The sequence below is a fragment of the Tardiphaga sp. 862_B3_N4_1 genome, from assembly GCF_051811085.1.
Taxonomy (GTDB): Bacteria; Pseudomonadota; Alphaproteobacteria; order Rhizobiales; family Xanthobacteraceae; genus Tardiphaga; species Tardiphaga robiniae.
Genome location: NZ_JBPWQB010000002.1, coordinates 83,652 through 101,589, shown reverse-complemented (window position 1 = coordinate 101,589; position 17,938 = coordinate 83,652). Strand labels below are relative to the sequence as shown.

Annotated in this window: 19 protein-coding genes; 11 read left to right on the top strand and 8 right to left on the bottom strand. The window is 62.0% G+C overall.

Features of this window, described 5'->3' with window-relative positions; genetic code table 11:
* Positions 1-931: 931 nt before the first annotated feature.
* The 6 genes from paaX (at position 932) to paaE (ending at position 5,621) form a co-directional block, all read left to right on the top strand.
* Positions 932-1,804, top strand: coding sequence for a phenylacetic acid degradation operon negative regulatory protein PaaX (gene paaX / locus AB8B02_RS17765; RefSeq protein WP_439064727.1), 873 nt, complete (start codon positions 932-934; stop codon positions 1,802-1,804).
* A gap of 75 nt (positions 1,805-1,879) precedes the next feature.
* The gene (paaA, locus tag AB8B02_RS17760; protein WP_439064726.1) at positions 1,880-2,872 is read left to right on the top strand and encodes a 1,2-phenylacetyl-CoA epoxidase subunit PaaA; all 993 of its coding nucleotides are present in this window, start codon (positions 1,880-1,882) and stop codon (positions 2,870-2,872) included.
* Between the two features lie 17 nt (positions 2,873-2,889).
* Positions 2,890-3,177, top strand: coding sequence for a 1,2-phenylacetyl-CoA epoxidase subunit PaaB (gene paaB, locus AB8B02_RS17755; protein ID WP_439064725.1), 288 nt, complete (start codon positions 2,890-2,892; stop codon positions 3,175-3,177).
* 79 nt (positions 3,178-3,256) lie between these two features.
* Entirely contained in the window at positions 3,257-4,033 is a 777-nt protein-coding gene (gene paaC, locus AB8B02_RS17750) for a 1,2-phenylacetyl-CoA epoxidase subunit PaaC (protein ID WP_439064724.1), read from the top strand.
* Positions 4,027-4,530: a 1,2-phenylacetyl-CoA epoxidase subunit PaaD gene (gene paaD / locus AB8B02_RS17745; RefSeq protein ID WP_439064723.1), complete on the top strand. Its 504-nt coding sequence runs from the start codon at positions 4,027-4,029 to the stop codon at positions 4,528-4,530. Before paaC ends, paaD begins: the two co-directional genes overlap by 7 nt.
* A gap of 11 nt (positions 4,531-4,541) precedes the next feature.
* On the top strand, positions 4,542-5,621 hold the full coding sequence (gene paaE / locus AB8B02_RS17740; RefSeq protein WP_439064722.1) for a 1,2-phenylacetyl-CoA epoxidase subunit PaaE: 1,080 nt from the start codon (positions 4,542-4,544) through the stop codon (positions 5,619-5,621).
* Here paaE and AB8B02_RS17735 read toward each other — a convergent pair whose 3' ends face one another.
* The 8 genes from AB8B02_RS17735 to paaG all read right to left on the bottom strand — a co-directional run bounded on the left by AB8B02_RS17735 (position 5,622) and on the right by paaG (position 13,082).
* Positions 5,622-6,047 carry a PaaI family thioesterase gene (locus AB8B02_RS17735; RefSeq protein ID WP_439064721.1) on the bottom strand — a complete coding sequence of 142 codons (426 nt, stop codon included), beginning with the start codon at positions 6,045-6,047 and terminating at the stop codon, positions 5,622-5,624.
* A gap of 31 nt (positions 6,048-6,078) precedes the next feature.
* Entirely contained in the window at positions 6,079-7,317 is a 1,239-nt protein-coding gene (locus AB8B02_RS17730; protein WP_439064720.1) for a cytochrome P450, read from the bottom strand.
* A 38-nt stretch (positions 7,318-7,355) separates the two neighbouring features.
* Positions 7,356-7,667, bottom strand: coding sequence for an EthD family reductase (locus AB8B02_RS17725; RefSeq protein WP_093756946.1), 312 nt, complete (start codon positions 7,665-7,667; stop codon positions 7,356-7,358).
* A gap of 65 nt (positions 7,668-7,732) precedes the next feature.
* Complete coding sequence (gene paaZ, locus AB8B02_RS17720) at positions 7,733-9,760, bottom strand: phenylacetic acid degradation bifunctional protein PaaZ (RefSeq protein ID WP_439064719.1); 2,028 nt, start codon at positions 9,758-9,760, stop codon at positions 7,733-7,735.
* A 43-nt stretch (positions 9,761-9,803) separates the two neighbouring features.
* On the bottom strand, positions 9,804-10,442 hold the full coding sequence (locus AB8B02_RS17715) for a TetR/AcrR family transcriptional regulator (protein WP_184511591.1): 639 nt from the start codon (positions 10,440-10,442) through the stop codon (positions 9,804-9,806).
* A gap of 22 nt (positions 10,443-10,464) precedes the next feature.
* Positions 10,465-11,799, bottom strand: coding sequence for a phenylacetate--CoA ligase PaaK (gene paaK / locus AB8B02_RS17710; RefSeq protein WP_439064718.1), 1,335 nt, complete (start codon positions 11,797-11,799; stop codon positions 10,465-10,467).
* Between the two features lie 21 nt (positions 11,800-11,820).
* Positions 11,821-12,291 carry a hydroxyphenylacetyl-CoA thioesterase PaaI gene (paaI, locus tag AB8B02_RS17705; protein WP_439064717.1) on the bottom strand — a complete coding sequence of 157 codons (471 nt, stop codon included), beginning with the start codon at positions 12,289-12,291 and terminating at the stop codon, positions 11,821-11,823.
* A complete protein-coding gene (paaG, locus tag AB8B02_RS17700) occupies positions 12,291-13,082 on the bottom strand; it encodes a 2-(1,2-epoxy-1,2-dihydrophenyl)acetyl-CoA isomerase PaaG (RefSeq protein WP_439064716.1) in 792 nt (263 codons plus the stop codon). The genes paaI and paaG overlap by 1 nt, the downstream gene beginning before the upstream one ends.
* Positions 13,083-13,282: 200 nt before the next feature.
* Here paaG and AB8B02_RS17695 point away from each other — a divergent pair, with 200 nt between their 5' ends.
* The 5 genes from AB8B02_RS17695 to AB8B02_RS17675 all read left to right on the top strand — a co-directional run bounded on the left by AB8B02_RS17695 (position 13,283) and on the right by AB8B02_RS17675 (position 17,867).
* The gene (locus tag AB8B02_RS17695; protein ID WP_439064715.1) at positions 13,283-14,464 is read left to right on the top strand and encodes an ABC transporter substrate-binding protein; all 1,182 of its coding nucleotides are present in this window, start codon (positions 13,283-13,285) and stop codon (positions 14,462-14,464) included.
* A gap of 106 nt (positions 14,465-14,570) precedes the next feature.
* Entirely contained in the window at positions 14,571-15,443 is an 873-nt protein-coding gene (locus AB8B02_RS17690) for a branched-chain amino acid ABC transporter permease (RefSeq protein WP_439064714.1), read from the top strand.
* Positions 15,444-15,446: 3 nt separating this feature from the next.
* Positions 15,447-16,391 (top strand): branched-chain amino acid ABC transporter permease, encoded by a 945-nt coding sequence (locus AB8B02_RS17685; protein WP_093756939.1) that lies wholly within the window; start codon positions 15,447-15,449, stop codon positions 16,389-16,391.
* Positions 16,388-17,170 carry an ABC transporter ATP-binding protein gene (locus AB8B02_RS17680; protein ID WP_439064713.1) on the top strand — a complete coding sequence of 261 codons (783 nt, stop codon included), beginning with the start codon at positions 16,388-16,390 and terminating at the stop codon, positions 17,168-17,170. The genes AB8B02_RS17685 and AB8B02_RS17680 overlap by 4 nt, the downstream gene beginning before the upstream one ends.
* Positions 17,163-17,867: an ABC transporter ATP-binding protein gene (locus tag AB8B02_RS17675; protein ID WP_439065889.1), complete on the top strand. Its 705-nt coding sequence runs from the start codon at positions 17,163-17,165 to the stop codon at positions 17,865-17,867. Before AB8B02_RS17680 ends, AB8B02_RS17675 begins: the two co-directional genes overlap by 8 nt.
* The last annotated feature ends 71 nt before the right edge of the window (positions 17,868-17,938 follow it).

Sequence of the window (17,938 nt, the reverse complement as noted above, 5' to 3'; positions counted from 1 at the left end):
GCTGATCCACCAATGCCGAGCCTCACGCCATCATATTGACGACAAACAGCGGTTCGTCGTGTCGGTGGTTGCGTATGATTCCCTCCTTGGGCACCAGGACTTTATCCGTTTTATCCTGCCCGCAACATGATGCGAAGCAACGACTGCTAACTTTCGCCTAATGGCGTAAGCCGCTCATGGATATTGTAATTGCCGGCTATTCCGACTCGTCGAGCGACTGAGTATTTCGAGCATTGTCGGCCTGTCGATCGCCATGACCGCGCGTTTCTGTGGGGCAATCGCCTTCTGCCGTATCCGGTGGAAGGCCGGGCTGACTTGGGGATCAATCTATTCTTTAGCGTCTGGGCCTTCACGCTCCTGCACGCGTCGGTACGTCCAGCCAGATCGGCCTGGGTCGAGCAGCTGTGGGCGGCGTCCGAGCTGCTCTTTCTGCTGCCAGTCCTCGATGCATTCTCCACGCAACGACCGCTATGGCACAGCCTGATTCAGGGCGATTGGGTCTCGTCGGTGTGGGTCTCATGTGCTGAACGCTTGCACTGCTCCATGCTGTCCTGGCTATACGGACCTGCGGGGCCGTCGCGCTCAGCCCAGGCCTACGGCAAACAAGCGAGGTTCGATCGCGGTCGCGCCCGAGAAAGAGCAGCATGAATCACCTTATCGCTTTTGTGCCGTGCTCGGCAGGTTTTGCTGCGTTGGCGTTTGCCAAGCATCGCCACCAATCGATATCATCGGCAGGTCGCCGCCGCTGACCATGACGCGAGTCCTTCGAATGGTCGGAGCGGGTGCACTGTGTTTTGCGCTCAGCACTCAGTACTTCGCCGGATGCTGATCTTTGCGCCGGGCCGGCGGCGCATGTTGGATCTCATTCTACCAATCAAAGTGCAGGGGCGAGCAGGTTGGTGATTGCCCCGGAATGTTTTACGGATGTGGCATGTCGCAGCATCCGCTCTTTCGCATTATCAGCCGATTCAAGCGTGAACCATCGCGCACCGGCTCACTGATCATCACCTTCTACGGCGATGCGATTTTGCCGCGTGGCGGATCGGTGTGGCTCGGCACATTGCTGGCATTTCTGGAGATGCTGGAGATCGACGGCGGCGTGGTGCGCACCGCGATGTCCCGTCTCGCCGCCGACGGCTGGCTCGATCGCGAGAAGGTCGGCCGCAAGAGTTTCTACAAGCTGGCTCCAGACGGGCAGGAGCGCTTCGCGTCAGCCGTAGCGCATGTCTACAATCCGCAGCCCTCCGAGTGGCAGGGGCGTCTTGAATTGCTCCTGATCTCCAATGGCGGGGATCGCGAGGTGTCGCGCGCCGCATTGACCGAGGCGGGGTTCGGCAATCCGATGCCGGGCGTCTGGGTCGCGCCATCCGGCACCGCCGTGCCATCGGCAGCGGCCGGTGCGATCCGGCTGGAAGTATCGGCCGATAACGAAATGGGGCGACGCCTGATCGGGGAGTCCTGGCTGCTGCCGCGGATCGCCGATTCGTATCGGGATTTTCTGAAGACTTTCGCGCCGCTCGAGGCGTGGATCGCCGGCGCGGATGCACTGCCGCCCGCAGATGCGATGCTGGCGCGTATCCTGCTGATTCATCAATACCGTCGCGTCCTGCTGCGCGACCCATTGCTGCCATCGGCGCTGCTACCGGCGGATTGGCCCGCCGCAGAGGCTCGTGCGCTGTGCGGACGGATCTACCGGGCCTTGCTCTCAGCCTCCGAGCAGTGGCTCGACCAACACGGCGCAAGCGCGGGCGGACCATTGCCAGCGCCTGGCATGGAACTCGCCCGCAGGTTCTCGCGCCAATAGCTGTTATGTTACAAAAATATATTGCCATTAGATTTTTCCGTTATATGTTGTGGGAAACATACGGGAGGATGAGGCATGTATACGCAGGCCCTGAATGCGCCGCAGGCCGACGACCGGCATCTGGAAGACGCTGACAAATCCGCTCGTTTCGAGGCCCGCGTCGCCAATGAGGAGCGCATCGAGCCCAATGACTGGATGCCTGCTGCCTATCGCAAGACATTGACGCGGCAGATTTCCCAGCATGCCCATTCCGAAATCGTCGGCATGCTGCCGGAAGGCAACTGGATCACGCGTGCGCCGACCCTGCGTCGCAAGGCGGCCCTGCTGGCGAAGGTGCAGGACGAGTGTGGGCACGGACTCTATCTTTATGCGGCCGCGGAAACGCTCGGCACCTCGCGCGAGGAACTTGTCGATCAGATGCTCAGCGGCAAGGCGAAGTATTCGTCCATCTTCAACTATCCGACGCTGACCTGGGCCGATATCGGCGCGATCGGATGGCTGGTGGACGGTGCCGCCATCATGAACCAGATTCCGCTGTGCCGATGTTCCTACGGCCCCTATGCGCGCGCGATGATCCGCGTCTGCAAGGAAGAGTCGTTTCATCAGCGCCAAGGTTACGAGATCATGGTCACGCTGTCGCACGGGACGCCCGAACAGAAGGCGATGGCGCAGAGTGCGCTGGATCGCTGGTGGTGGCAGTGCCTGATGATGTTCGGCCCGCCGGATGGCGAGAGCCAGCACAGCGATCAGTCCACCCGCTGGAAGATCAAGCGTTTTTCCAATGACGAGCTGCGTCAGAAATTCGTCGACGCCACCGTTCCCCAGGCCGACTATCTCGGCCTCAAGATCCCGGATGCGGATCTCAAGTGGAATGCAACGACGGGCCATTGGGATTATGGCGCCATCAACTGGAAGGAATTCCAGGACGTGCTGGCCGGCAATGGCCCCTGCAATCGCGATCGTCTCGCCGCGCGCCGCAAGGCACATGACGATGGCGCATGGGTCCGCGAGGCCGCCGCGGCCTATGCGGAGAAGCAGCGGGCACGCCGCGCAGCTGTCGCGGCTTGAACGGACAGGAGCTGATCATGAGCACGCCGAACATCCAGCTTTGGGAAGTCTTCATTCGCAGTCGCAACGGGCTGGCACACAAGCATGTCGGATCGCTGCACGCCGCGGATGCCGACCTGGCGATGCAGGCGGCGCGCGATATCTACACGCGCCGCGGCGAGGGGCTGTCGATCTGGATCGTCCCGTCGGACACCATTGTCGCCTCGGATCCTGCCGAAAAGGACATGATGTTCGAGCCGGCACTGTCGAAGATCTATCGGCATCCGACATTCTACGATGTGCCGGACGAAGTCGGCCATATGTGAGCAAGCGCACGCGCTGCTTCTTTCGCGTACGCGCCATGCTCTTACAGCAACAGAATTCTTGCCAGCAGGATCACAGGCCATGGCTGCAGCTTCGATTTCGGTAACTGAGAGTCCCCTGGTGCTTTATGCGTTGCGTCGTGCCGACGACGCGCTGATCTTGGGACACCGGCTTTCAGAATGGTGCGGCCATGCGCCGATGATGGAAGAGGATATGGCGCTCGCCAATATGGGCCTTGACCTGATTGGCCAGGCGCGTGAGCTGTATAGCTACGCGGCCAAGGTCGAAGACAACGGCAATGACGAGGATCACTACGCCTATCTGCGCGACGTCCGCCAGTATCGCAATCTCCTGCTGGTCGAACAGCCGAATGGCGATTTCGCGCGCACCATCGTCCGGCAGTTCTTCTACTCGGCCTTTGCCGATGCCTACTGGCGCGCCATGATGGGTTCCAAAGATGCCACGCTGGCGGCGATCGCCGCGAAATCCGAGAAGGAGAGTGCCTATCATGTCAGGCATTCGTCCGAATGGGTGATCCGCCTTGGCGACGGCACGGCCGAGAGCCACAGTCGTGCGCAAGACGCAGTTGACGATCTCTGGGCATTCACCGGCGAGTTGTTTCACACCGATGAAAGCGACGCCGGATTGATCGGCGATCGGCTTGCGGTCGATCCCGAGAGCCTGCGCGCCGGCTGGACCAATACCGTGACCGAAGTCTTGCAGACGGCGACGCTGGCATGCCCGAAGAAAGACTGGATGCAGAAGGGCGGGCGTTCGGGACATCATAGCGAACATCTCGGCCATCTTCTCAGCGAGCTGCAGTCGCTGCAGCGCTCGTTCCCGGGCGCAACGTGGTAGCCGCCGACACCAGCGACAGTGCGTTGCGCGCGCGCGCATGGGCTGCGGCCGCCGAAGTGGTCGATCCGGAAATTCCGGTCCTGACCATCGCGGATCTCGGCGTGCTGCGCGAGGTCTCCATCGTGGATGGGCAGGTCGAGGTCGCGATTACGCCGACCTATTCGGGATGCCCGGCGATGAACATGATCGAGCTGGAAATCGAACTGGCATTGGCGCGCGAGGGAATCCGGAATTCGAGGATCAGGACGGTGCTGTCGCCGGCCTGGACGACGGACTGGATGAGCGATGATGGCCGTCGCAAGCTTAAAGATTACGGCGTCGCGCCGCCGCAATCCGGCGGTGGCCGCCGCGCATTGTTCGGCGAACAGCAGGTGGCCTGCCCGCAATGCGGGTCGCTCGCGACCGAAGTGCTGTCCGAATTCGGCTCGACGTCCTGCAAGGCGCTGTGGCGCTGCATGACGTGCCGCGAGCCGTTCGATTATTTCAAGTGTCACTAGGACGAGCGCCGATGTCCCACACCCCCAAATTCCATCGTCTCGCGGTCGATGACCTACGCCGGGAAACCTCCGATGCGGTGTCGATGACGTTCGCCATTCCCGAAGATCTCGAACAGGATTACGCGTTTGCGCCGGGCCAGTATCTGACGCTGCGGGCTATGATGGATGGCGAGGAGGTGCGCCGGTCCTATTCGATCTGCTCCAGCCCTGATGATCGCGAACTGCGCATCGCCGTGAAAAAGGTCGATGGCGGCGCCTTTTCGAACTGGGCGCTCGAGCAGCTCAAATCGGGGGACGAACTCGACGTCATGACACCGACCGGTCGCTTTGGCATCGCGCATGCGCCGGAGCAGGCGCGCATCCATGTGGGCTTCGCTGCCGGATCCGGTATCACACCGATCATGTCGATCATTCGCGGCATTCTCGCGCGTGAGCCGCAGAGCCGCTTCTTTCTGTTCTACGGCAACCGGACGGCCTCCGGCATTCTGTTTCTTCAAGCACTGGAGGAATTGAAAGACCGGTTCATGGGCCGTCTGTCCGTGTTCCACGTCCTATCTCAGGAAGAACAAGACCTGCCGATCCTGTATGGCCGGCTGGACCACGACAAGGTCTCCATCCTGCTGCGCGCGATGGTGCCGGCGAAGGCGATCGATCATGTGTTCATCTGCGGACCAGCGGCCATGAGCGAGGAGATCGCGGCGACCTGTACCGAACTCGGCGTCGCCACGGAGCATATTCACGTCGAGCGTTTCGTCTCGGGCCTGGGTGGCAAGCCACGGCCGAAGCCGGTGGTGGCCCCGGAGGCGCCGCCCAAGGCGGTCGCGGCGCTCATCGTGGACGGCAAGCGCAAGGACGTGCCAATGGTGGATGGCGAATCCATCCTCGATGCGGCGCTTCGCGCGGGCATGGATCTGCCCTATGCCTGCAGGGGCGGCATGTGCAGCACCTGCCGCGCCAAGGTCGTCGAGGGCGACACGCAGATGGATGTCAATTATTCACTGGAGCCGTGGGAACTGGAGGCGGGCTTCGTGCTCACCTGTCAGGCGCATCCGGTGTCTGAGCGCATCACCGTCGATTATGATCAGGTCTGATCACTTGCTGTCGCGCATGATCGCATAGGCGGTTTGGGCCAGCGCAACCGGCTTTGCGTCGCTTGCGGTTTCGATCGACACGCTGCCGAATGCCATGGTGCGGCCCAGCCGGACCACGCGCGCCTGCGCCAGCAGATCGGAACGCAGGGCCGGCTTGAGGAAGTGGATAGTCTGATCCACTGTGGTCATCGGCAGATATTCGCCCGCTGCCGAAGATATCGCGAACACCATGGCGGTGTCGGCCAGAGACATCAGCGCCTGTCCGCAAACCACGCCGTTATCGCGGCAGAGCCTGTCCGAGAACTTCATGCGCAAGATTGCGCCGTCACCGCCGATGCTTTCGATGGAGAGGTCGAGGTCCTGCACCCATGGGGCAAAAACGGTCTGCAGCAGATGAGTGGCAGTGGAGGCGTCGAAGGTCGTCATCACGGAGCATCCTGCATTCGGTGTGAAGAAATCATCCAAGCGTTACGGGCAATGACGTGAAGCCGCGGAATCGTGCGCGCCGGGCGCGTTTTGCGGGTCCCGCGGCTGCGAAATTCGGGAAGCGAGCCATGAAGCGTCCGATGGCGATGCGGCCTTCCATGCGGGCAAGATTGAGGCCCGCGCAGACATGGGCGCCCGAAGCGAAAGCCAGATGACGGTTCGGCGCGCGGCTGATGTCGAGTTGATCGGGCGCAGAAAATTGCGCGGGGTCGCGGTTCGCGGCGCCGATGCACAGCGTGATCAGCGTGCCCTTTGGAAGTGCGATGCCTCCGATCTCGGTCTCGACCGCGACGCCGCGATTGCCGAGCTGATTGGAGCTTTCGAACCGCAGGAATTCCTCGATCGCCGTGCGGATCAGCGCCGGCTCGTCGATCAGGCGCTGCTTCTGTTCCGGAAAACGCAACAGCAGTTCGAGGCCGTTGCCGATCAGATTGGTGGTGGTCTCATGGCCGGCATTCAGGATGAAAATGCAGTTCTGCAGCAATTCACTTTCACTGAGCCGTTCGCCGCCAGCGGTTTCGCCGGCGATGAGACGTGTCAGGACGTCGTGTTCGACATCGCCCGGCCGTACTCGCCGGTCCGCGACAAGCCGGCGCAGATAGTTGAGGAATTCGGTGACCGCAGTCTCGCCGCGGGCCTGTACCTCCAGCGATAGCGAAGGTTCGAGCGCGCCGAGAATGGCGAGCGACCAGCCGCGCAGCGGGCCGCGTTCCGCATGCGGAACACCGAGCAGGTTGCCGATGACTTCGATCGGGATCGCTGAAGCGAAGTCTTCGATCAGATCGACATGATCGCGGGCTGTCATATCGTCGAGCAGCCGATCGACGAGAGTGATCAGCCGTGGTTCGGTCTCGGCGATCGCGCGGGGGCTGAGGGCGCCGGCAATGAGATGGCGGACGCGCGTATGCAGCGGCGGATCGTTGAACACCAGACTGGTGGTGTGGTGTTCGAACAGCAGCGAGCCCACGCCGTATTTGGGCGCGAACTCCACCTTCTTGTCGGAGCTGAAGCGGGTCGTGTCCTTGTAGATGGCCTCGAGATCGCTGTGCCGTGTCAGGAACAGCGAACCATCCGGCATCCTGTGCAACGGGTCGTGCGCCTGCAGCGCGCGATAGGTTGGATAGGGGTCATCGTAAAAGGCGTCGGGCAGTGCCTTCAACGAAAAGCCGCGGACGAGCTCCGCATCACCAATCGCCGTCGTGCTGGCCATGAGGTGCATCTCCACCGATCATCGACGCCATGACTGGCTCAGGCCAGAATCTCGCTGATCTGAACCGTAGCCTGAGTATCGGTGAAATTCGGGATGTCGGCGAAGATCTCACGGCCATGCGCCTTGCCGGCAGCCTTGAAATTGTCGAGCGATCCGAAGGTCAGCAGCGCCATCATCTGGAAGTCCGGTGCGCTGCCGTCGGGTTTGCTGACGCCCTTCACGACCTGGGTATTGGTCAACCCATGCGGTGTCCAGCGTTCCCTCACCAGCGGCATATGCTTGCTCAGATAATAATCGAGGTCGAATTTCGTTTCGGCTCCGGCGGGATACATCACTGTGACGAGGATCATGGTGGTCTCCTGAATAAATTTCGGGTGTGGTGGCGGCAGCCAATGGGCGCTGCCCAATACAAGAATCAGGGGCGCACGGCGTTCATCGTGAGCAGTTCATAGGTCGCCGCCGTTTCGTTGGTCGCGGTGGTGATTTCGACGTCCCAGCGAACCTCGCCATATTGCTTGTTGCGCGGCGACTTATCCTTCGCGGTCAACCGTACCTTAATGGCCTCACCGGGTTGCACCGGCTTGATGAAGCGCAGCGAGTCGAGGCCGTAATTGGCGAGCACCGGGCCGGGATCGGGATCCACGAACAGTCCGGCAGCGAAGGACAGCAGCAGGTAGCCATGGGCGACGCGGCCGGGAAAGAACGGGTGTCCCTTGGTCGCTTCCTCATCCATATGGGCGTAGAATGTATCGCCGGTGAAGTGGGCGAAGTGCTCGATGTCCTCGAGCGTGATCGTGCGTTCCTTCGACATGAAGGTCTGCCCGACATCGAGATCTTCGAAGTGATAGCGGAACGGATGTCGTTCCTTCTCGACGATCGGCGCGCCTTTGGACCAGCTTCTGGTGATCCCGGTGAGCATGGCAGGTGATCCCTGCAATGCAGTGCGCTGCATGTAGTGCTGCAGGCTGCGGATGCCGCCGAGTTCCTCGCCGCCGCCGGCGCGGCCGGGGCCGCCGTGGACCATCTGCGGCATGGGTGAGCCGTGGCCGGTCTGTTCCTTGGCACAATCGCGATCGATCATCACCAGGCGCCCGTGGAAGCTGCCGATGCCGAATACGAGGTCGGATGCGATTTTTGTATCATGCGTATAGACCGATGCGACCAGACTGCCGCCGCCACGATTGGCGAGCGTGATCGCGTCATCCAGCGCGTCGTAGCCCATGACAGTGCAGACCGGGCCGAACGCTTCGATCTCATGCACGCTGATGGCGGTGGCGGGATTCGCGCAATGCAACAGCAATGGCGGCACGAAAGCGCCGCGTGCGGCGTCCGCACCCTCGACGGAAAAATGGTCGGGATCGCCGCTGACCAGTTCGGCCTCGGTCCGAAGCTTCGCCACATGGGCGAGCACGTCGCGCCGCTGGTCCAGTCCGACCAGCGGGCCCATGCGCACGCTTTCCAGTTCTGGATTGCCGATGGTGATCTTGGCGAGCCGTTCGCGCAGCGCCGCGATGACCGCATCGACATGGGCGGATGGTGCCATGGCGCGGCGGATCGCGGTGCATTTCTGTCCCGCCTTCACCGTCATCTCCTTCGCCACTTCCTTGATGAAGAGGTCGAATTCCGGCGTGCCCGGCGCGGCATCGGGCGCGAGGATGGCCGCGTTGAGCGAATCCCGCTCGGCCACGAAACGGACGGCCTCCCGGGCAATAATCGGATGTCGCTGCAGCTTCTGCGAGGTCTCGGCCGAGCCGGTGAAGGACACCACGTCCTGGCAGGTGAGGTGATCGAACAGGTCGCCGGTCGAGCCGACGACAAACTGGAAGGCGCCGTCGGGCAGAATGCCGGACTCGGCAATCATGCGCGCCAGCGCATGCGCCACATAGGACGTCACGGTCGCGGGCTTGGTGACGACCGGAGCGCCGGCCAGCAAAGCGGGGGCGAGCTTTTCCAGCATCCCCCAGCAGGGGAAATTGAACGCATTGATATGCACCGCGACGCCGTGCAGCGGCGTCACGATGTGCTGGCCAGCGAAGCTGCCGGCTTTCGACAGCGATTCCACGCTGCCATCGAGCAAGAATTTCGCGTTAGGTAGTTCGCGGCGGCCCTTGCCGGCATAGACGAACAGGGTGCCGATGCCGCCGTCGACGTCGATCATGTTGTCGACGCGGGTCGCGCCGGTCTGGAACGACAGCTTGTAAAGCTGCTCCTTACGCTCGGTCAGATACTGACCGAGTTTCTTCAGCATGTCCGCGCGCTGGTGGAAGGTCAGTCGTCGCAGATGGGCGCCACCGGTGCCGCGGGCATAGTCCAGCACCTTGCGCATATCGATCCCGCCACTGGTCGCTTGCGCGACCACGTCGCCGGACACCGCGCTGGCGATCTCGATCAGGTCGCGCCCGGGGGCCGCCCATTGTCCGCAAACGAAGCTTTCGAGTTTCATGAGATCGCCCTTCTTTGTGAGTGGCCCGAATTGGTAGGTAGAGTTACTTCCGCCGCGCGGCGGCACGTTTGGGGACTGGTGCGGGCTGTGCCAGCAGGTCGCGGGTGCCGTCGACGATCAGCCGCGTGACCAGGTCGGCATAATCCGCGCGGGTGAACGGACCCTGGCTCCTGAACCAGAGGTAGTGCCAGTTGACCATTCCGAACAGCGACATGGTCACCGGCTTGAGCATCGTCGTACCCGCAAGCTGCGGCGCGATCGCGGAGACGGCGCTGGAAAAGATGCGCACGAGCTCTCGCTCCATGTTCTTCAACGTGGACTGGCGCTCGTCGGACAGGAACCGCATGCTGCTGATCTGGACGCTGTGCTGCGCGTCAGCGTCGCGATAAGCCTCGAGCAGCGCCGCCACCAAGTCGCGCAACCGCGCGGCGGGTGCCAGATCGGGGTGGTCGGCAGCCTCGACGACTTGCAGCAGGTCTTCGAGATGGACGCGGATGACGTCGAACAGAAGCTCATCCTTGTCCTTGTAGTAATGATAGAGATTTGCCTTCGACACCCCGCATGCAGCGGCAATCTTGTTCATGGATGCACGGTCATAACCGTATTCGGAGAACAGCTCCGCCGAGCGATCGAGGATCGCGCGGCGCTTGTCGTCGTAATTATTGGCGCGGGGACGGGCCATGCTGAATCGGATTCCTTGGGATCTAGCTCTGTGGCCGGCGGTCAAGGATGCGTCTGGCCTTGCCGGCCGAACGCTCGATGCCGTCGGGGTCGCGGATGATGACGCGCGATGTGATGCCGATGGTGTCCTTGATCGCCTGCTCCAACCGGTTGGCGGCGGCCTGACGGAGGTCTGACGCAGAGAATTCGGGACGGGCCTCGACGTGAATCTCCATCTCGTCCATGCGACCGCTACGCGTCAACACGATCTGGTAATGCATCGACAATCCAGGGATGGTCTGCAGCTTTTCCTCGATCTGGGTGGGAAACACATTGACGCCGCGGAGGATGATCATGTCGTCGGTTCGACCGGTGACCTTCTCCATGCGTCGCATGGCGCGCGCCGTGCCGGGCAGCAGGCGGGTGAGGTCGCGCGTCCGGTAACGGATGATCGGCATCGCCTCCTTGGTCAGCGATGTGAACACCAGCTCGCCTTCCTCGCCGTCTGGCAGCACCTTCCCGGTGTGGGGATCGATCACCTCCGGATAGAAATGATCCTCCCAGATATGCAACCCGTCCTTGGTCTCCACGCACTCGCTGGCGACGCCCGGGCCCATCACCTCCGATAGGCCGTAGATGTCGACGGCATGAAGATCGAAGGCTTCCTCGATCTCCTCGCGCATCGCATTGGTCCACGGCTCGGCACCAAAGATGCCGATTCGCAGCGACGACTTGCGCGGATCCAGGCCCTGCTTCCGGAATTCATCCAGGATCGCCAGCATGTAGGATGGCGTGACCATGATGATATCAGGCTTGAAATCGGTGATGAGCTGCACCTGCCGTTCGGTCATGCCGCCGGAGATCGGGATCACCGTGCAGCCGAGACGTTCCGCGCCGTAATGCGCGCCGAGGCCGCCGGTGAACAGGCCGTAGCCATAGGCGTTGTGCAGCTTCATGCCGGCGCGTCCGCCCGCGGCGCGGATCGAGCGAGCAACCACATCGCTCCAGGTGTCGATGTCGCGCTTGGTGTATCCGACGACGGTGGGCTTGCCGGTGGTGCCCGACGAGGCATGGATGCGTGCGACCTGCTGCTCGGGCACGGCGAACATGCCGAACGGATAGTTGTCACGAAGGTCGGCCTTGGTGGTGAACGGAAATTTCGCCAGATCGTCGAGGCTCTTGAGATCGCCCGGATGAATGCCGGCGGCGTCGAATTTGGCGCGGTAGTGCGGGACGTTGTCATATGCATGGCGCAGTGACCATGAGAGCTGCTTCAGCTGCCAGGTCTGCAGGTCTGCGGTGGCCGCGACTTCATAGCGGTCCAGTTCGGTGGGCTCTGGCTTAAGCTGGTCCAGCTTGCGCAATGGCATTTGAAACATGGAATCCTCCCGGATCTGCTTTTATTGATCTGCCGTGGAATTCGGCGGCAGCACCTCGCCCGCAATGGTGCGCGAGTGGCCGCGGAATTCTGCAACGACGATATTCTTGCTGTCGCGCACAGTGACGTCGTAGATGCCGCCGCGCCCGGCCTTGGAGCGTTCGATGGCATGGGCGGTGAGCGTCTCGCCGGCAGGAACAGCGCGGATGAATGTCACGGCGCATTGTTGCGCGACGGTGCGCTGATTGTAGCTGTTGCAGGCAAAAGCGAAGGTCGAGTCGGCGAGCGTGAAGATGAAGCCGCCATGGCAGATGTCGTGACCATTGGTCATGTCCGGGCGCACCGTCATGGACAACACGGCTTCGCCGGGCGCGATCCGCTGGATCGACATGCCCATTGCCTTGCTGGCGCGATCGTTACGCCACATCGCATCGGCACAGGCCTGCGCCACAGTCTGCGCCGCGGCCTCGGCTGTTGCCTCGCGCGCTTCCATCACTGCCTCCCGACGAAACGCGGTGCGCGTTTTTCCATAAAGGCGGTGACGCCTTCGAGATAATCCGGCGTCCGGCCGGCCTGTCCCTGCAGATCGCATTCGAGGTCGAGTTGCTGGTCGAGACTGTTGGTCTCGGAGGCATCGAGCGCCTGTTTCATCAGCGCAAGTCCTGCCGTGGGTTGGGTCGCAAAATGCGTGGCGAGACGATGCGCCTCGGTCATCAGGTCGGCGTCATCGACCGATTTCCAGATCATGCCCCAGGCTTCCGCCTGGTCCGCGGGAACGGGTTCGGCGAGCAGTGCAAGCGCGCGGGCCCGCGCGGTGCCCACCAGTCTCGGCAGGATCCACGTGCCGCCAGCATCCGGGACGAGGCCGAGCTTGGCAAAGGCCTGAATGAATTTCGCGGAGCGCGCGGCGATCACGATGTCGCAGGCGAAGGCCACATTGGCGCCCGCGCCGGCCGCGACGCCGTTGACGGCACAGATCACTGGCATCGGCAGGCTGCGCAATTTGCGAACCAGCGGATTGTAGTAGGTCGCAATGGTGACCGAGAGATCCGGTGTTTCACCCGGCGTGAACACGCCGTCGGAGAGGTCCTGCCCAGCACAGAAGCCGCGGCCGGCGCCAGTCAGAATGATGGCCCGGCAAGACGTGTCGGTTTCCGCAGTCACCAGCGCCGCCATCAGTTCGGCATGCATTGCAGCGCTGAACGAGTTCAACCGGTCCGGCCTGTTGAGCGTGAGAACGCGATAGCCTTCGCGGATATCGGTCGTGACGAGGCTCGTATCCACCGCTTCCTCCCTATTATTGCTTCGTCGTTATTTTTCGGCTCTGCGCCGTTGTGAAGCAGACGTTACTATTGACCAACCGTCCGGTCAATTATAAAAGTCGACCCGGGATTTGGTGCCATCGCGCGCGGTTTGGCCGCTAGGATGCACACAAAGCGCCGGGAACGCTCAAAAATGGGCGGCCATCACAAGGGAGGAACGAGATGACGTGCCACTCGCATTTCAAGAGCCTTGCTATTGCCGCAGCCATCGCGCTGCCGCTGTCGGGATTGTCCATCTACAGTCCGGCGCTCGCACAGCAGACTGTCAAAATCGGTTCAGTGTTGTCGGTTACAGGTCCCGCGTCGTTTCTCGGCGAACCCGAAGACAAAACGCTGCGCATGTATGTCGACAAGATCAACGCCGCTGGCGGCGTGGCCGGCAAGAAGATCGAACTCGTGATCTATGACGACGGCGGCGATGCCAACAAGGCGCGCACATTCGCCACCCGTCTGATCGAGGACGACAAGGTGGTCGCGATGGTCGGAGGCTCCACCACGGGCACCACCATGGCGATGGTGCCGGTGTTCGAAGAGGCGCAGGTCCCGTTTATTTCGCTGGCGGGTGCGATCGAAGTGGTCGATCCCGTGCGCAAGTTCATCTTCAAGACGCCGCACACAGACAAAATGGCGTGCGAGAAGATCTTCGAAAATCTCAAGCAGCGCAATTTTACCAAGATCGCGATGATCTCCGGCACCGACGGCTTCGGCGCTTCGATGCGGGCGCAATGCGTCAAGGTCGCCCCGACCTATGGCGTGCAGATCGTCGCCGAGGAAACCTATGGCCCGCGCGACAGCGACATGACGGCGCAGCTCACCAAGATCAAGGGCGTTGCCGGGGTGCAGGCCGTGGTTAACCCCGGTTTCGGACAAGGGCCCGCGATCGTGACGCGCAACTATGCGCAGCTCGGCATGTCGGCGACCCCGCTGTATCAGAGCCATGGCGTGGCATCGAAGAGCTTCATCGAACTCGCCGGTCCAGCTGCGGAAGGCGTACGGCTTCCGGCCGCGGCGCTTCTGGTCGGCGACAAGCTGCCGGACGGCGATCCGCAGAAGAAGGTCGTGGTCGACTACAAGCAGACCTTCGAGGCGACTGCCAAGCAACCGGTCTCGACCTTTGGCGGTCATGCATATGACGGGTTGTACCTCATGGTTGAGGCGATGAAGCGCGCCAATTCCACCGACGCCAAGAAAGTGCGCGATGAAATCGAGAAGACCAAGGGCTTTGTCGGCACCGGTGGCATCGTGACCATGTCGCCGACTGACCATCTCGGCCTCGATCTATCCGCCTTCCGCATGCTGGAAGTGAAGGGCGGCGACTGGGCCCTGTTGCCACCCGGTACCTGACGTCACAACCGGCGATCTCCGCGACACGCATGGTCGTGCGCGGGGATCGACTGCTCTCGCTCCACGCAGAACAGATTGTACTGGCAATGAAAGGCCGTTGGCACGCATGCCGGAGTTTTTTCAATTCCTGGTCTCGGGCCTGACGATCGGCGCGGTCTACGCCCTGGTCGCACTTGGCTTTACCCTGGTCTACAACGCCTCCGACGTGGTGAACTTCGCTCAAGGCGAGTTCGTCATGCTGGGCGGAATGGTCACGGTGTTCGTTCATGCGGCCGGTGTGCCGCTGCCGCTTGCGGCGCTGGTCGCGGTCATCGTGTCGGTCGTCCTTGGCCTGTCGCTGTACTGGCTCGCAATCGCGCCGGCCCGCGGTGCGTCGGCCGTGTCGCTGATCATCATCACCATCGGTGCGTCGATCCTGCTGCGCGGTGCGGCGCAGATCGTTTTCGACAAGCAGTTTCACAAGCTGCCGGCATTCTCCGGCGATACGCCGGTGCAGATGCTGGGCGCCGCGGTTCAGCCGCAGAGCTTCTGGGTGATTGGCGGCACCGCCGTGATGGTCCTGCTGCTCTACGTCTTTCTCGAACGCACCCTGCTCGGCAAGGCTGTGCTCGCCACATCGGCCAATCGGTTCGCCGCACGGCTTGTCGGCATCAACACCACGACCATCATGGCGTTGGCTTTCGGCGGCTCGGCCGCCATCGGTGGTGTTGCCGGCATCCTGATCACGCCGATTACCCTGACGAGCTACGATGTCGGCACGTTGCTGGCGCTGAAGGGCTTTGCCGCAGCCATGCTCGGCGGCATGGGCAATCCACTCGGTGCTGTTGCTGGCGGGCTGCTGCTCGGGTTGCTCGAAGCGTTCGACGCCGGCTACATCAGCTCAACCTACAAGGATGCGTTTGCCTTCATCGTGATCCTCGCCGTGCTGTTCGCCGCGCCACAGGGGCTGTTCGGCCGCCGTACCATCGAGAGGGTCTGAGCGATGCTTGCAGCCCTGCGTCACCGCTATGGAATTCTGCTGGTGCTGGCGATCGTCATCGCCGTCCTGCCGCTGGCATTTCCGTCGAGCTATTATTTCCGGGTCGCGTCATTGGTCTGGGTCTCTGCCTTCGCGGCGATCGGCCTGAATATCCTGATGGGCAAGGCCGGGCAGGTCAGCCTCGGCCATGCCGGTTTTTTCGGGATCGGCGCCTATGCGGTCGCGATCGGCCCGACGCATCTCGGCATCTCGTCGCTGGCGGCGCTGCTGCTCGGCTGCCTGCTGTCGGCGCTGCTGGCCTTCCTTGTCGGCCGCCCGATCCTTCGTCTGAAGGGGCACTATCTCGCTATCGCAACGCTCGGATTCGGGGTGCTGGTGGCACTGGTCATCACCACAGAAAGCCGCTGGACCGGAGGTCCGGATGGTATGTCGGTGATGAAACTCACGCTGTTTGGCTGGCGCGCCAGCGGCTCCGATACCTGGTACTGGATCACAGGCGGACTGCTGCTCGCAGGTACATGGATCGCACTCAATCTCGATGAGACGCCGACCGGACGCGCATTTCGGGCGCTGCATGACAGCGAGATCGCTGCAAGGGTGACCGGCATCAACGTCAATCGTTTCAAGCTGCAGGCCTTCGTCATTGCAGCGGTCTACGCCTCACTGGCGGGCTCTGCGCTCGCGCTGATGAACGGCTTCGTCAATCCGGATCAGGCCGGCTTCCTGCATTCCATCGAACTCGTGACCATGGTCGTCCTCGGTGGCCTCGGCTCGGTGCTGGGCAGTATCGTCGGGGCGGCCGTGTTGATCATGCTGCCGCAGGTGCTTACCGTGTTCCAGGAATACGAGAACCTGATGTTGGGTTTCATCATCATCGTCTCGATGATCTTCATGCGCGAGGGCATCGTGCCCGTGCTGTCGAAATTCATGACGGGGCGGCGCGCATGACCATTCTCAAAGTCAGCGACATCGGCATCTCATTCGGAGGTCTCAAGGCCATCGACGGCGTCGGCTTCTCGGTGGAGGCTGGTCAGATATTCTCCATCATCGGGCCGAATGGTGCCGGCAAGACCACATTGTTCAATGTGATCTCCGGCATCTACGAGGCCAGTCAGGGTCGTATCGAACTGGCAGGCCAGGATGTCACTCGCCTCGAACCCGATGCGCTGGCGGCGCGGGGCCTGTCCAGAACATTTCAGAACCTGCAGATATTCCAGCGCATGACCGCAGTGGAGAACGTCATGGTCGGCCGCCATCTGCAGGAGAAGTGTAATCTGTTCGCGGATCTGTTGCGGCTGCCTTCGGTGACGCGCCAGAACGAGGAGACCCGTGCGGCTGCGCTTGCTTTCCTGGATGAGGTTGGCTTGCGGGACCAGGCCGACACCCCGGCGGGCGCGCTATCCTATGGGGCCTGCAAGCGCCTTGAGATCGCACGCGCGCTGGCTGCCGAGCCGCGTGTGTTGTTGCTCGACGAGCCGGCGGCAGGCTGCAATTCAGTGGAGACCGAGGAGATCGACCGGCTGATCTGTCGGGTGGCCGCGAAGGGCATCGCCGTGGTGCTGGTCGAGCATGACATGAAGCTGGTGATGAAGATCTCTGATCGAATCCTGGCGCTGGAGCGGGGGCGGCCGCTCATTGAGGGCAGTCCGGGCGAGGTGCGCGCCAACCCGGCCGTGCTTGAAGCCTATCTCGGCAAACATGGCGCGCGGGAGGCTGCCCGTGCTTGAGATCTCCAATCTCCGCAGCTGCTATGGACGTATCGAAGTCCTTAAGGGCATCAGTCTCGACGTGCAGACCGGCGAAGTTGTTGCGCTGATCGGTTCAAACGGCGCGGGAAAGACGACGCTGCTGCACGCGCTATCCGGAGTTCAGCCGATCAGCGACGGTCAGGTGACGTTTCTTGGTGAACGCATCGACGGCTTGCCTGCGCATCGCCGCGTGGCGCGTGGCATTCTCCAGTCGCCGGAGGGGCGGCAGATATTCGGCCCGCTCACCGTGGAGGATAACCTCCGGCTCGGCGCCTATCTGCGGCGCGACAAGGAGATCGCTGCAGATCGCGACAGGATCTTCGGCATGTTTCCAATTCTGGCCGAGAAGCGAAATCAAATAGCAGGGGGTTTGTCAGGCGGACAGCAGCAGATGCTGGCCATCGGCCGTGCTTTGATGGGCAAACCAAAGCTGCTGCTGCTAGACGAACCTTCGCTCGGTCTGTCACCCTTGCTTGTTGACCAGATCCTGACGGCCATTGTTTCGCTACGTGCCCTCGGCATGACCGTATTGCTTGTTGAGCAGAATGCCATGGCAGCGCTTGAAATCGCTGACCGCGGTTATGTGATTGAAACCGGCCATATTGTCCATGCCGGACCCGCATCGCAATTGCTGTCAGATCCCAAAGTAAAAGCGGCTTATCTCGGCTTGGAATAACGTAGGTATGGCTGCTTGTGGCGCAAAGTGGACACCCAGGGTGTCAATGGGAGCAGTAATTCATCCACTGG

What these genes read in the sequence shown, in the direction of transcription:
- paaX (WP_439064727.1), top strand. Translation starts at nt 932, where the DNA reads ATGTCGCAGCATCCGCTCTTTCGCATTATCAGCCGATTCAAGCGTGAA.
- paaA (WP_439064726.1), top strand. Translation starts at nt 1,880, where the DNA reads ATGTATACGCAGGCCCTGAATGCGCCGCAGGCCGACGACCGGCATCTG.
- paaB (WP_439064725.1), top strand. Translation starts at nt 2,890, where the DNA reads ATGAGCACGCCGAACATCCAGCTTTGGGAAGTCTTCATTCGCAGTCGC.
- paaC (WP_439064724.1), top strand. Translation starts at nt 3,257, where the DNA reads ATGGCTGCAGCTTCGATTTCGGTAACTGAGAGTCCCCTGGTGCTTTAT.
- paaE (WP_439064722.1), top strand. Translation starts at nt 4,542, where the DNA reads ATGTCCCACACCCCCAAATTCCATCGTCTCGCGGTCGATGACCTACGC.
- AB8B02_RS17735 (WP_439064721.1), bottom strand. Translation starts at nt 6,047, where the DNA reads ATGACGACCTTCGACGCCTCCACTGCCACTCATCTGCTGCAGACCGTT.
- AB8B02_RS17730 (WP_439064720.1), bottom strand. Translation starts at nt 7,317, where the DNA reads ATGGCCAGCACGACGGCGATTGGTGATGCGGAGCTCGTCCGCGGCTTT.
- AB8B02_RS17725 (WP_093756946.1), bottom strand. Translation starts at nt 7,667, where the DNA reads ATGATCCTCGTCACAGTGATGTATCCCGCCGGAGCCGAAACGAAATTC.
- paaZ (WP_439064719.1), bottom strand. Translation starts at nt 9,760, where the DNA reads ATGAAACTCGAAAGCTTCGTTTGCGGACAATGGGCGGCCCCCGGGCGC.
- AB8B02_RS17715 (WP_184511591.1), bottom strand. Translation starts at nt 10,442, where the DNA reads ATGGCCCGTCCCCGCGCCAATAATTACGACGACAAGCGCCGCGCGATC.
- paaK (WP_439064718.1), bottom strand. Translation starts at nt 11,799, where the DNA reads ATGTTTCAAATGCCATTGCGCAAGCTGGACCAGCTTAAGCCAGAGCCC.
- paaI (WP_439064717.1), bottom strand. Translation starts at nt 12,291, where the DNA reads ATGGAAGCGCGCGAGGCAACAGCCGAGGCCGCGGCGCAGACTGTGGCG.
- AB8B02_RS17695 (WP_439064715.1), top strand. Translation starts at nt 13,283, where the DNA reads ATGACGTGCCACTCGCATTTCAAGAGCCTTGCTATTGCCGCAGCCATC.
- AB8B02_RS17690 (WP_439064714.1), top strand. Translation starts at nt 14,571, where the DNA reads ATGCCGGAGTTTTTTCAATTCCTGGTCTCGGGCCTGACGATCGGCGCG.
- AB8B02_RS17685 (WP_093756939.1), top strand. Translation starts at nt 15,447, where the DNA reads ATGCTTGCAGCCCTGCGTCACCGCTATGGAATTCTGCTGGTGCTGGCG.
- AB8B02_RS17680 (WP_439064713.1), top strand. Translation starts at nt 16,388, where the DNA reads ATGACCATTCTCAAAGTCAGCGACATCGGCATCTCATTCGGAGGTCTC.